This is a genomic window from Roseburia sp. AF25-13LB, assembly GCF_003478915.1.
Classification (GTDB): domain Bacteria; phylum Bacillota; class Clostridia; order Lachnospirales; family Lachnospiraceae; genus Roseburia_C; species Roseburia_C amylophila.
In genome coordinates this window covers 306,491-320,193 of sequence record NZ_QUFO01000003.1, presented here as the reverse complement: position 1 = coordinate 320,193, position 13,703 = coordinate 306,491, and the positions used below count along the sequence as shown (strand labels likewise).

The window sequence follows — 13,703 nt, the reverse complement described above, 5'->3', positions numbered from 1 at the left end:
TGAGTATTATATATACATCAACACTACTATTTTAGTATGAAATGAATTTTTTCGCAACGTTTTTTTCATATTTGTGTCAAAAACTTTATACTTTTGTGTACTTTTTCTTCTTTTTTGCAAGTTTTGTACCAGGAAAATTCATTTTTGTAATTAAAAAGAAGTAGAAAACAGTTTTTTATTTCCCTTTTCCACTTCTTTTTTTGTATAAATATACTATTTTTTATTTTTCAGATATGGTTCATATTTCTTCTGGAAGAACTTCACCAGTTTTCCCAGTGTTCCAATCAGAATCTCACTCTCCTGGTCACTCAGGCTCTCCTTGATATCATGTATCATATTGCTGTGAAAACGTGCATGATGCTCATATGCCCGGACTCCGGAATCGGTGAGTGATACACGGACCACCCTTTTATCCCTGTCATTTCTGCAACGGTTTACATAACCTTTCTGTTCCAATGCTTCAATTGCTTTTGTCAGGGTTCCTGTTGTAACATTCATCTTCGCCGCCACTTCCGACATCCGCTTCGGTTCGTCCAGACCAATTGCTTCAATAATATGCATATCATTTCCGGAAATGTTCATGAATTCTCCGGAGATTAAGCATTTTTCCTCAATTTCCATCAAATCATTAAACAGCTTTACCAGAATGTCATTTAAGGTTTTATCCGCATTCATTCTTATCTCCTTTTACCAGACCAGTACCGCTGCGCCCCATGTGAGTCCGCCGCCGAAACCAGCCAGTACAACTTTATCTCCTCTATGTATCATACCATGCCGGTTGATATTATCAAGCAAAATCGGCACACTTGCTGCCGAAATATTGCCACATTCCGTCAAATTTACCGGAAATTTTTCCATCGGCTGTTTCAATCGTTTTGCTACCGCCTCAATAATTCTTAAGTTTGCCTGATGTAATACGAAAAGCGAAATTTCCTCTGCCTTTAAATCTGCCTCTTCCAGCACCTTTGTAATGGTTGCCGGAACCGTGCGGACAGCAAATTTATAAACCTCCTGTCCATTCATGCTTACATAACCCAGAGGACTTTCCATCTTATGATATGGATTATTGACCGGACGGTTCTCACATGCCAGTACCAGTCCCTTCGCACCATCTGAGCCCTGCACCACATGGCAGATATTTTCTTCGTCTGCCCGGACTACCGCTGCTCCTGCGCCATCTCCAAAAAGAACACAGGTACTGCGGTCATTCCAGTCCATAATTTTAGAAAGTACTTCTGCTCCGATTAAGAGTGCATTTTTAAATCTGCCACTGGCAATATATGCCTGTGCTGTACTCAATGCAAATAAGAATCCGGAACATGCTGCACCAAGGTCAAAGGCTACGGCATTCACTGCTCCGATTTCCCGCTGCACTTCACAGGAAAGTGTCGGCACAAGATGATCCGGTGTTACCGTCGCTGCAATAATAAGTTCCACTTCTTCCGGCTTCATGTCTGCATCTGCAAGTGCTTTTTTTGCAGCTTCTGTGGCAAGTGATGTTGTTGTCTCTTCCGTTGCAAGGTGTCTTGTTTTTATTCCTGTTCTGCTGGAAATCCATTCATCGGAAGTATCCATAATCTGACTTAAATCGTCATTGGTAATTTTTCTTTCCGGTAACGCGCTTCCAGTTCCACATATTCGAATGTTCATGCTCTGCTCCTTTAAAATTTACGGAAACGTTCATAACGTGCTTTTGCAATCTCTTCTCCGCTCTTTCCTTCATATGATTCTAAAAATTCGCGGATACATTTATGCATATAAACTGCAATGGAACTCAATGCCTCATCATCTGCTCCACCATACTCCGGTATAATTTTCTCGATAATGCCAAGTTCTAAAAGATCCTTTGCTGTTATCTTCATTACTTCTGCTGCTTCTTTGGCACGCTTGCCATCCTTCCAGAGAATAGATGCAAAGCCTTCCGGAGAAAGTACGGAATAAGTTGCATTCTCCATCATGCAGACTTCATTTCCAACTGCCAGTGCCAATGCACCACCACTTCCGCCTTCTCCTATCATAAAGGTAATAACCGGAACTTTCAACCCTGACATTTCATAAAGATTTCTTGCAATAGCTTCTCCCTGTCCGCCTTCCTCTGCTTCCATACCGCAGAATGCTCCGGCTGTATTAACAAAGGTGATAACCGGACGATGGAATTTTTCTGCCTGCTTCATCAGGCGGATTGCTTTACGGTATCCTTCCGGAGACGGCATTCCGTAATTATGACGCATGCAGTCCTTCATGTCCTTTCCCTTCTGGATTCCGATTACCGTAACCGGTTGTCCGTCAAGGTATGCGATACCGCCCACAATTGCCGGGTCATCCCTGTAATAACGGTCTCCATGAAATTCTATGAATTTGGTAAAGATACTGTTGATATAATCCTCTGCGGACAGACGGTCTACCTTACGTGCCATCTTAACCTTTTCCCATGCACTCTTTTCTTTTGTATTGTAAGCGCGTTCCCGCATCAGCTCTGTCGGTCTTCCATCTACTTCAGTTGCCGGGTCAAATTTGGCATATCCACTTACTTTATGCATACGAAGGATTTCATACAGACGTTTCTTTAAATCTTTCCGCTCTACAATGGCATCCACAAAACCATGCTCTAACTGGAACTCTGCTCTCTGGAATCCCTCCGGCAGTTTCTGTCCGATGGTCTGCTCAATTACTCTTGCTCCGGCAAATCCAATCAGTGCGCCAGGCTCTGCTAAAATAATATCACCTAACATAGCAAAGCTTGCTGTTACACCTCCGGTTGTCGGGTCAGTTAATACAGAAATATATAAAAGTCCGGCATCGGAATGTTTCTTTAAAGCTGCTGCTGTCTTTGCCATCTGCATCAGGGATACAATACCCTCCTGCATTCTGGCTCCGCCGGAACAGCAGAAAAGAATAACCGGAAGTTTTTCTTCCGTAGCACGTTCTACTGCTCCCGCAATTTTCTCTCCGACGGCATGACCCATGCTTCCCATCATAAATCTGGCATCACACACACCAATAACCGCATCTTCTCCGTAAATCTTACCTTTTCCTACGGTAACTGCTTCTTTTAATCCGGTTTTCTCACGGACTGCCGTCAGCTTATCGACATAGCCCGGAAAATCCAGCGGATTCGTTCCATGCTCTTCGGCAAACCATTCTTCAAAGCTCTGTGGGTCTAATACCATCTTCAGGCGGTTTCCGGTTTTTACGCGGAAATATGCTCCACACTCATAACAGACATAGCGGTTTCTTACTACCTCTGCTTTGTTTACCATTTTGCCACAGGCTTTACAAAGTACTTCCTCTTTCTTTTTTTCTTCCTGTAAAATACCTTCTGTGGCATCCTTTACAGCTCTATTTTCCTTGATTTTATCCAGTAATCTGCTCACTTTACTCACCACTTCCAATCGCAAATGTCAACTCTGCTGTTGCAGCTATTTTTCCATCTACTGTTGCAGTTGCCTTTCCAATTCCAATCGGTCCCTTTACTTTTATGATTTCTGTCTCTAAAACAAGTACATCCCCCGGAACCACCTTTTTCTTAAATTTTGCATTGCTGATTCCTGCAAAATATGCGGTTTTTCCTTTGAATTCATCCTGACAGAGCATTGCAACCGCGCCGGTCTGTGCCAGTGCTTCTATAATTAAAACACCCGGCATTACCGGTTCTCCCGGAAAATGTCCTGCAAAATAAGGTTCATCAAAGGTAACACATTTTTTTCCTACTGCACGAAGTCCCGGCACCAGTTCTTCAATCGTGTCAATCAGAAGAAACGGATGACGATGTGGGATGATTTCCATAATTTCTTTCGTTGTCAGTACTGACATTGTTCCCTTCTCCTTTATGCCTGATATTTTTTCAGAAGCAGACTTGCATTATGTCCGCCAAAGCCCAGTGAATTGCTGATGGCATATGGCACTTCTTCTTCATATGCCTCTTTGCAATAATTCAGATCCAGTTCTTCATCCGGTATCTCATAACCTACGGTTGCATGAATGTAACCTTCTTCGATTTCCTTTACACAGGTCAGGCACTCGATGGCTCCTGCTGCTCCAAGAAGATGTCCAATCATGGATTTGGTGGAATTAATCCGGATATCCTTTGCATGCTCACCAAACGCCAGCTTGATTGCTCTTGTCTCAAATAAGTCATTATGATGGGTGCTGGTTCCATGGGCATTGATATAAGTAATTTCCTCCGGATTTACACCGGCATCCTTCATTGCACTTATCATTGCGGTTGCTGCACCTGCACCATCCTCTGCCGGAGATGTAATATGGTATGCATCCGAAGAACATCCATATCCGGTTACTTCTGCATAAATCTTTGCTCCACGTTTTTTGGCGTGTTCTAATTCTTCTAAAATTACAATTGCGGCACCTTCTCCCATAACAAATCCACTTCTGTTTTTATCGAACGGAATGGATGCATGTTTTGGATCATCTGAAGAAGTAAGTGCGGTTAAAGATGTAAATCCTGCTATTCCAAGCGGAGTAATGCAGCTTTCTGTTCCACCTGCTACCATCACTTCTGCATCACCATACTGGATGGTACGGAAGGCTTCACCAATGGCATTCGTTCCGGATGCACAGGCGGTACTGATATTTAAGCTCTTTCCTTTTAATCCAAACTGAATGGATACATTTCCTGCTGCCATATTGGAAATCATCATCGGGACAAATAACGGATTTACTCTTCCCGGTCCCTTTTCCAATAATTTGCTATGCTCTCTTTCGATTGCCTGTAAACTTCCGACTCCGGAACTGATGGAAGTACCCACACGGTATGCATCCTCTGCTTCCATGGAAAGTCCGGAATCCTCCAGTGCCTCTCCGGCTGCCGCTACGGCAAACTGGCAGAATGCTTCCATTCTCTTTGCAGAGCGGAAATCCATATATTCTTTTGCATCAAAATCCTTTACTTCTGCTGCAAGATGACATTTATAGTCTGTTGCATCAAAATGTGTAATCTCTCCAATACCTACCTTCTGCTGCTTTACTGCAGACCAGAATTCCGGCACATTATTTCCAATCGGGGTAATTGCACCCAATCCTGTTACTACAACTCTACGATTCATGTTCTTATCCTCTCTATCTAAACAATCCATCTCACGTCATTCGTCATCCGCTGTTCTTTCTAAGCTTTTTCATCAGCCAGTATTATTTCTGCATCTACATAGTCATTCCGCCATCTACAGCCAGCACCTGTCCTGTGATATAACCTGCCTCTTCGGATGCTAAGAATGCAACTGCTGCCGCAATTTCTTCCGGCTTTCCGATTCTTCCAAGCGGAATGTTATGAAGCATATTTTCTTTTACCGTATCCGGTAAATCCTTTGTCATATCGGTCTCAATCATTCCCGGTGCTACTACATTTGCAGTAATACCGCGGGTGGAAAGTTCTCTTGCAACACTCTTAGTCAATCCAATGACTCCTGCTTTGGCTGCACAGTAATTTGCCTGACCGGCATTTCCGGTAATTCCGGATACAGATGATATATTGATTATCCTTCCACTTTTCTGTTTTAAGAAATAGCGTGATGTATGATGAATGGTATGGAATACACCCTTTAAGTTTGTCTCATAGACTGCATCAAATTCTTCATCATTCATCTTCATCACAAGATTATCTCTTGTAATTCCTGCATTATTTACAAGAATATCCAGATGTCCGTATTTCTTTATGATATCCCTGATCATGGCCTGACATGCCTCGTCATCTGCCACATTGCACTGATAGGATTCTGCTCTGCCACCCATATCGGTAATCATTTTTACTACTTCTTCAGCCCGCTCTTTACTGCCATTGTAATTTACAATTACCGTTGCTTTGTCTTCTGCCAGACGAAGTGCAATGGCACGACCAATCCCTTTGGCTGCACCGGTTACCAGTGCTACTTTATTCTCCAACATAGGCTTTATAATCCTCCAGTTTTTCAATGCTTACCGTTCTGACATCCCGGTTGATTTTACGCATAAATCCAGATAAAGTATGTCCCGGTCCGATTTCCACAAACTCATCATAACCGTCTGCAATCAGACGCTCGATGCTCTGCTGCCATCTTACAGAAGAAGATACCTGCTTCTTTAACAGTTCTTTTACCGGTTCTGTTGTGGTAACGTAATCTGCTGTCACATTGGTTACATACGGAATGCTAAATTCCTGCAGCTTTGTATTTTCCAATACTTCTGCCAATTTTTCTCCGGCTCCAGTCAACATGGCGGAATGGAACGGTCCACTTACTTTTAATGGAACCACACGCTTTGCTCCAGCTTCCTTTAATGCTGCACCGGCCTTTTCTACTGCCGCTTCTTCTCCTGTAATTACAATCTGTCCCGGACAGTTATAATTTGCTATAGATACAATTCCTTCGGTATTGCTGCATACTTCTTCAATCGCTTTCGCATCCAGTCCTAAGACTGCTGCCATTGCTCCGCCGGTTGGTACTGCTTCCTGCATAAAGATTCCTCTTGCACGAATGACACGGAATGCATCTTCCATACTCATGACACCGGATGCAATCAATGCACCGTATTCTCCAAGGCTTAATCCTGCACAAGCTGCCGGTTCTTTTCCAGCTTTCTTTAATGCTGCATAAATTGCTGCCTCTGTGGTCAGCATGGCTATCTGTGTATACTCTGTAATATTGATTTCTTCATTTTCTTCAAAACAAAGCTTTGCAATATCAAGTCCGGTTACTTTTGAAGCAAGCTCATATACGGCTTTACTCTCTTCACAGGCATCATAGAAATCTTTGCCCATTCCAATATACTGCGCCCCCTGTCCAGGGAACATGAATACAACCTTACTCATTTTCTTCTCCTTATTTCCGATTCATCAGACGTTCTGCTTCTGATACGATAGAAGTAATAATTTCCTTACAGGACAATTCATCCTGTATCATTCCGGCAATCTGACCTGCCATCAGACTTCCATTTACCACATCGCCGTCCATCACTGCTTTGCGGAGGGAACCAAGGGTAAGCTGTTCTAATTCATCTAATGTTGCGCCTTCTTTTTCCATCTTCAGATACTCACGGCTCATCTTATTACGGATGACACGGATTGGATGTCCGGTACTGGAACCTGTTATTTCAGAATCAATGTCTTTGGATTTTATCAGTTTCTCTTTGTAATTTGCATGTACGATAGATTCTTTGGCTGCCACAAATCTTGTTCCCATCTGAACTGCTTCTGCACCCAGCATAAATGCTGCAGCCATTCCTCTTCCATCTGCAATTCCTCCGGCTGCAATCACCGGTGCATCAATGGCATCTGCCACCTGCGGCACCAATGCCATGGTTGTAGTGGAACCGATATGTCCACCGGATTCCATTCCCTCTGCCACAACAGCATCTGCGCCACCACGGACCATAAGTTTTGCCATAGCTACACTTGCTACTACCGGAATTACTTTAACACCTGCTTCTTTCCAGAGGCTCATGAATTTGGCTGGATTTCCGGCTCCTGTTGTGACAACCGGAACCTGCTCCTCAACTACCACCTTTGCCACTTCCGGTGCATTCGGATTCATCAACATGACATTTACACCAAATGGTTTGCTGGTGCGTTCCTTCACCTTGCGAATCTGCTCCCGAACCACTTCAGGTGGAGCACTGGCTGCACCGATAATACCAAGTCCACCTGCTTCAGATACTGCAGCAGCCAGATGATATTCTGCAACCCATGCCATTCCGCCCTGGATAACAGGCTCTTCTATTCCTAACAGTTCTGTGATTCTTGTTTTCATATTTTATTCCTCAACGCCCTTTGCTTTTAAGTAGTCAATAACATCTCCTACAGTTGCGATTTTCTCTAAATCTTCTGACGGAATCTCTACACCGAATTCTTCTTCCATGCTCATAACCAGTTCAAACAAGTCTAAAGAATCTGCTCCTAAATCATCCTTGAAATTGGATTCTGCTTTTACCTCTCCATCATAGTTTAACTGCTCTTTGATTAATTCTGCTAATTTCTCTAACATTATTTCGTTCTCCTTTTTTGTCTTTTCTTTGATAATACTTTGAGTTGCAAATATTTTGATTATCAAATTATTTGCAACTCAAAGTATATACATAAGCATTTCTGTTGTCAACTATATTTTTACCGACTCGCGTAAACTACGAGAAACACGCTTTGCGTATTTATCGAGTTATCGCGTAAAAAAGAATGTGCCTTGGCACATTCTCGCGCCTGCGGCGGTCGCTTGCGACATCTACCTTATACGCCGCAGTGTGCATCCTCGCGGAGCGTTTTTTACTTTACAGGAAAGCAATTTCCTGTAAAGCAAAAAAGACAGTGTCGGAACTTTTCTGTTCTTTCACTGTCTTATGTTAGTTACTTCTTTTATTTTTTATCACTTATGCAGCTTTTTTACGATTTGATACTACAAAGTAAACACCTACTAATAATACTCCGATGCATAAGAAGAATACCGGATTGATACCGTCACCTGTCTTCGGTGTGCTGTCCTTCTCATGGCTGCCCGAAGTTACTGTCTTACCGGAATTGCTGTTCTTGGTTGCGCCAATCACATTTCCGCCAGTCACTGCTGTGCCGCCACCGGTTACTGTAGTAGCGGAACCACTTCCGTTGTTGCTGTTGGAAGTATCTGTTGAACCATTGCTATTGGAATTATTTCCATTATCCGGAGTCGGCTGTGGATTCTCCCCTCCAAGGCTCTGGAAACTGATTCCATTTCCGGTTGCATATACCTGTGCCTGTGTTCCTGAATAACCGGAAATTGTGGATGGACTCCAGCTGCTCTGGCTTCCGATTGACGTTACACTTGCCGGAATCAAAATTGTACTGATACTGCTGCCGCTGAACGCATCTGTTTCAATAGTATTAACAGAATCCGGAACTGTCAGTGAAGTAACCGACTTGCAGTTTGCAAAAGCACCTGCTCCGATGGTTGCAGTACTGGTCGCAATTTTTGCACCGGATTTTCCCTCCGGACAACGGATTAACCTGGTCATTGCTTTGTTATATAGACATCCATCACTGGATGCATATGTACCATTTCCTGATGCAACACTGATGGATGCCAGTCTGCTGCAGCCGGTAAATACGTTGCTTCCGATGCTGGAAACGCCAGCCGGAATTGTAATTCCGGTTAAAGAAGTACAATCATAAAATGCTTTATCACCGATGCTTCCTACGGATTCCGGAATTGTAAACTGGGATAATGAACTGCACTCTGCAAATGCCTGGGAACCAATGGATGAAATTGAAGTTCCAATAGATACACTGGTAAGGCTTGTACAGTTATAAAATGTCTCTGCCGGAATAGAACCGATATCTCCTTCTATGCTGACAGAACCAAGGCTTGTACAGTTATAGAAAACTGCGGTTCCCATTCCAGTCACATAAGATGGAATCGTTACACTTGTAATGGATGTATTGGATGCAAATACACCACTTGCAATTGTAGATACTGACTCTGGAATTGTAATTGCTCCACCAGCTCCGCTGTAGGCAACCAGTGTTCCACTGTCATCTACTGTAAATCCATTTTCATCTGTTGTCTCGTCTGCCCGGACTGTCTGTCCCGGCATCACTGCCAGCAGCAAACATACTGCTGCAAAAATAGAAAATCCTTTTTTCAATATCTGCATCTCTCATCTCTCCTAGCTTTATCTGCTTGATACATTATACTTCTTATCTGCTTACTGTACACGCTTTGCCAGTATAAACATTCTTCCGTCCTGTGTATAATTATTGCAGGTAGAAAGAGTCAGCAGCTGGTCTCCATAAGTACTGTCTATCTCTGTGCCATATACAGAAAGCTGTGCCACATTATTTAAATATTCCTGATATTCTTCTTCGGAATCTGCATTCAGAAAATTATAATACCGGAATACATTTTCATCTTGATACTGGACCTCCGATAATCCCACTTCAATGACTTCATAGACTCCTCTTTCATAAAGAGTATTAAATTCTATCGTCTTATGGGCATTGTAGAAATCTTCGTCCAGATATTTCTTTAATTCGCCAAACATCATTCCGCTTTTCATATTATGTCCGTAAATGATGATATTGGTATCCCTGTTTATGTAATCATTTCTGGCATCGATAAAAAGGGTGCCATTCAGGTCGTCATTTTTATCAAAATCATGTTTCAGATAATAATCCGGTTCTTCCTGTGAAGACTGCATGACCGGATAATCAATATCCGTATCCGGAATATGTAACCATCCGATTAATTCTGGATTTTCCGCATACAGGGAAACATAATCCTCTAACATAATCAGTGGCTGCTCTGTTGTCTCTCCTGTTTCAGTTGCATCTTCTGTGATTTCCGGATTCATCTGCTCCGTTCCTGTTATAAGGTGCTCTACTACATTATTCTGTTTCTTATTCTGTAAATCCTTAAGCCTGTTAGCAGCTTTATAATCCGCATATTCCGAAATCGCATAATATCCGATACAGGCTGTCGCAACAATGATGCATACGATGCCGACCACCTTCTGCCAGGTAAAATGAAATGGCAGCTTTGCTTCTGCTTCCGCTTCTTCCTTGGCAATTTTTTCTTCTATCATGTTCTGCGAACTATCCGCAACAATATCTGAAATGCACCAGAAGAACGATTTTCCGATTTCACTTTTAAAACGGATTTTCTTCGTGCGCATCATGGTATACAACCGGATTGCTACTTCCGGATCATAAATATCCAGTTCATCGGTAATATACTTGATTTTCTTTAAATCTTCCTGCGCCTGCCTGTATTCCCTTAAGGTTTCGAATTCATAATCGCCTATTTTATAAATCTTTTCATCCATAATTTATGATTCATCTGCCTTATCTTCTCATGGTCCAGGTAGTTTTATTATAGGTCATTTTGTCATCTTTCGCAAGATTTTTCCGCAAGATATACACAATATACCATTTCTCATTTTTATATCGTCTATATCTTGCGCTTTCTTTAGTCTAAATTGGATTTTTCCAGCAAATAACGGAACATCTGCTCCGCTGCTTCCTTATGTTCGGAGCCAAGGGCAATTCCAAGAATACATTCCTTTTCATAATAACCGTGTTCAACCGGCCAGCTTCCGGCTCCCAGACGGATGCCTGCTGCAAAAGTATCTCCGGTGTCCTTATCCTCTACATAGAAGATATAATCCTTTAACTGTTCCAGCTCGTCTTTGGAAAAGTACTGCGTCAAATCTGCTATGGCACCAGACTGGGCAAGATTTTCAAAAACCATTTCATCGGCACCCAAAACATCTACTCCACCGCCTGCAATCACTGTCTGCAGGGACTGATAGGAATAGAGATTACTGGTATCTGTGCTGGTTAAATCCACATAATATGCATCATTTACCACAACCTCCTGGGCTGCTGTATCATATCCATATTGCTCCATGAATTCTGAGAAATCCGGTTCTTCATCTGCCGGCATACTCTTTGCATTTACTAATACAATCTGGGAAACATCTTCCTTTGTGGTCATATAATGATGTACCGTCATACCAATCAAAATAATCACTGCAACTGCTGCCAGTATTACAAGTCTGTAATAGTCCCAGACAAATCCGATCCGCTGTTTCCAGGTCATTGTCTTTAAATCAGCTTTCTTTTCCATATTATCGCCTTTCTTCCTCTGCCGGAGCTATATTATCTCCTGTAGTGTCATTCTCTACGGTATCATTCTCTGCTGCATTACCCTCTGTCACATCTGTGTCACTCTCCGCATCAGCATCATTGCCTGTACCAAGAGGTGCCACAAAATCTGCATACGGTAATTCTTTATGTAAATTTTCCATATAATCATACCAGATTTCTCCCGGATAGCTGGCTCCTGTCAGTCCTGGAAGTTCTGCCGGAATATCATATCCAACCCAGACGCTGGTGGTGTAATACTTTGTATAGCCTACAAACCAGCCATCCTTATTGGAATTGGTGGTTCCTGTTTTCGCTGCACTGGCAGTCTCGGACAATGCCAGTCCCTTTGCTGTTCCTTGTGTCAGAACACCCTCTAATATATTGGTCATCCAACGGGCTGCATTGGTTTTATAAACCTGCTTTTCATCGACAATTTTCTGATAGATTGCATTTCCGTCTGCATCCTGTATCTCTACAATGCAGGTAGGCTCCCGGTATTTTCCATCATTTTCTATGGTGGCATAAGCCGCCGCCATTTCTACCGGAGAGACTCCATTGGTAAATCCACCCAGGGATGCCGCCGGTCTTTCATCCTCCGGGGACAGCTTTGCAAAATTCATCTCCTTCAGATAGGAAATTCCTGTAGTGGGAGTCATCTCTTCTAAAAGATTCCACGCCACTGTATTAATGGAATTTTCTACTGCATAACGCAAGGTTACGCTGCCAAGATACCTGCCACTGGCATTTTCCGGTCCATCCTCAATCGGTGCATCTTCCACCACAGTATCCGGGGTATAGCCCCGCTCCAGCGCCGGTGTGTATACAATCAACGGTTTGATGGCACTACCCGGCTGCCGGTAACTCTGATAGGCGCGGTTTAGCATATGCCCGTCATATTCCTGACTTCTGCCGCCTACGACTGCCTTTACAAAACCGGTCTCATTGTCAAGGCATACTGCCGCACTCTGCAATGTATAAATGCCCTCTTCATTGACATCGGTAAAATCCTGCAGCTTCTCATCCACTGCATTCTGAAGCTGCTCTTCCATATTTAAATCAATGGAAGTATAGATTCTATAGCCTCCTGTATAAAGAGACTGTTCGCAGGTTTTATACTGCTCCTGATAGGCTTCTTCATAGGTCTTTCGATCTTCCTCCGAAGAAAAATCTGTCCGGAATTCAAAACCCTGCTGCTCCATCAATGCCCGTGTTGCACAATAGCAGGCATAGGTCTCTACCGCATCATAACGCTTTGTTGGCTCTGCTGTGCTGAGTACAATCGTTTCCTGTCTGGCATCCTTATATTCCCTGCGGCTGATTTTGCCATCTTCATACATGTTTTTTAAAATGCGGTCACGTCTTCCTAACGTATTATCCGGATTCTTATAAGGATTATACATCGTCGGATTATTCGGTATCGCACAAAGATATGCCATCTGGGACAATGACAAAAATGAAACATCTGTATCAAAATATCCCCGGCTCGCCGCCTGAATGCCATAATATCCATTTCCAAAATAAATATTATTAAGATAAAACTCTAAGATTTCATCCTTGGTATATTTCTTTTCCAGCTCTGTGGCAATGAAAATTTCTTCCATTTTTCGCTGCCACGTTCTGTCATTATTTAGGAAAATGGTTCTTGCAAGCTGCTGCGTAATGGTACTTCCGCCCTGGGTTACTTCTCCATTACGCACCATCGCCCAGACTGCACGGATAATTGCCTTAAAATCAATTCCGCCATGACTGTAAAATTTTTTATCTTCTATACTGACCATGGCTTCTTTGACTTCTTCCGGTATCTCATCACTGGTCAGATAGCTTACATCCTTGGTGCCACGAAGTGACATGATTCTCGTTCCATTCACATCATAAACCTGGCTGGTCTGCTCCGCCCGGAATGTGTCCTTCGTTGACTCTTTTACAAACCGGACTGCCTCTTCATGCATGGCACTGACCTGACTGGCATACCCGCCAAAATAGTAATACGCCAGCCCGTCGATTACCAGAAGTACCAGAACTATCTGCAGCTTTACAAAAAGCCAGAAACCACGGTATTTCTTTTTCCTTTTTTTCTTCTCTTTATGGGACATGGGTTTCCTCCGTATTG

General features: G+C 42.9%; 13 protein-coding genes. All 13 read right to left on the bottom strand.

The window, feature by feature from the left end; genetic code table 11:
• Positions 1 to 213: 213 nt before the first annotated feature.
• The 13 genes from DWY37_RS06775 to DWY37_RS06715 all read right to left on the bottom strand — a co-directional run bounded on the left by DWY37_RS06775 (position 214) and on the right by DWY37_RS06715 (position 13,686).
• A complete protein-coding gene (locus DWY37_RS06775; protein WP_117946123.1) occupies positions 214 to 675 on the bottom strand; it encodes a MarR family winged helix-turn-helix transcriptional regulator in 462 nt (153 codons plus the stop codon).
• Positions 676 to 687: 12 nt separating this feature from the next.
• A complete protein-coding gene (locus tag DWY37_RS06770) occupies positions 688 to 1,650 on the bottom strand; it encodes a beta-ketoacyl-ACP synthase III (RefSeq protein ID WP_117698963.1) in 963 nt (320 codons plus the stop codon).
• An 11-nt stretch (positions 1,651 to 1,661) separates the two neighbouring features.
• On the bottom strand, positions 1,662 to 3,374 hold the full coding sequence (locus tag DWY37_RS06765) for an acetyl-CoA carboxylase carboxyltransferase subunit alpha (RefSeq protein ID WP_227700682.1): 1,713 nt from the start codon (positions 3,372 to 3,374) through the stop codon (positions 1,662 to 1,664).
• A 1-nt stretch (position 3,375) separates the two neighbouring features.
• Positions 3,376 to 3,813 carry a 3-hydroxyacyl-ACP dehydratase FabZ gene (gene fabZ, locus DWY37_RS06760; RefSeq protein ID WP_117698965.1) on the bottom strand — a complete coding sequence of 146 codons (438 nt, stop codon included), beginning with the start codon at positions 3,811 to 3,813 and terminating at the stop codon, positions 3,376 to 3,378.
• A 14-nt stretch (positions 3,814 to 3,827) separates the two neighbouring features.
• Positions 3,828 to 5,063, bottom strand: coding sequence for a beta-ketoacyl-ACP synthase II (gene fabF, locus DWY37_RS06755; protein WP_118541188.1), 1,236 nt, complete (start codon positions 5,061 to 5,063; stop codon positions 3,828 to 3,830).
• 94 nt (positions 5,064 to 5,157) lie between these two features.
• Positions 5,158 to 5,898 (bottom strand): 3-oxoacyl-[acyl-carrier-protein] reductase, encoded by a 741-nt coding sequence (fabG, locus tag DWY37_RS06750; RefSeq protein WP_118541190.1) that lies wholly within the window; start codon positions 5,896 to 5,898, stop codon positions 5,158 to 5,160.
• Entirely contained in the window at positions 5,885 to 6,799 is a 915-nt protein-coding gene (gene fabD / locus DWY37_RS06745; protein ID WP_118541192.1) for an ACP S-malonyltransferase, read from the bottom strand. Before fabD ends, fabG begins: the two co-directional genes overlap by 14 nt.
• A 10-nt stretch (positions 6,800 to 6,809) precedes the next feature.
• A complete protein-coding gene (gene fabK, locus DWY37_RS06740) occupies positions 6,810 to 7,736 on the bottom strand; it encodes an enoyl-[acyl-carrier-protein] reductase FabK (RefSeq protein ID WP_022243651.1) in 927 nt (308 codons plus the stop codon).
• Positions 7,737 to 7,739: 3 nt separating this feature from the next.
• Positions 7,740 to 7,970 (bottom strand): acyl carrier protein, encoded by a 231-nt coding sequence (gene acpP, locus DWY37_RS06735; protein ID WP_022243652.1) that lies wholly within the window; start codon positions 7,968 to 7,970, stop codon positions 7,740 to 7,742.
• A gap of 376 nt (positions 7,971 to 8,346) precedes the next feature.
• Complete coding sequence (locus DWY37_RS06730; protein WP_117841421.1) at positions 8,347 to 9,603, bottom strand: leucine-rich repeat domain-containing protein; 1,257 nt, start codon at positions 9,601 to 9,603, stop codon at positions 8,347 to 8,349.
• A 51-nt stretch (positions 9,604 to 9,654) separates the two neighbouring features.
• Positions 9,655 to 10,770, bottom strand: a complete 1,116-nt coding sequence (gene srtB / locus DWY37_RS06725) for a class B sortase (RefSeq protein WP_117841422.1) — start codon at positions 10,768 to 10,770, stop codon at positions 9,655 to 9,657.
• 143 nt (positions 10,771 to 10,913) lie between these two features.
• Positions 10,914 to 11,573, bottom strand: a complete 660-nt coding sequence (locus DWY37_RS06720; RefSeq protein ID WP_117841423.1) for a hypothetical protein — start codon at positions 11,571 to 11,573, stop codon at positions 10,914 to 10,916.
• Between the two features lies 1 nt (position 11,574).
• The gene (locus DWY37_RS06715) at positions 11,575 to 13,686 is read right to left on the bottom strand and encodes a transglycosylase domain-containing protein (RefSeq protein ID WP_118541194.1); all 2,112 of its coding nucleotides are present in this window, start codon (positions 13,684 to 13,686) and stop codon (positions 11,575 to 11,577) included.
• Between the last annotated feature and the right edge of the window lie 17 nt (positions 13,687 to 13,703).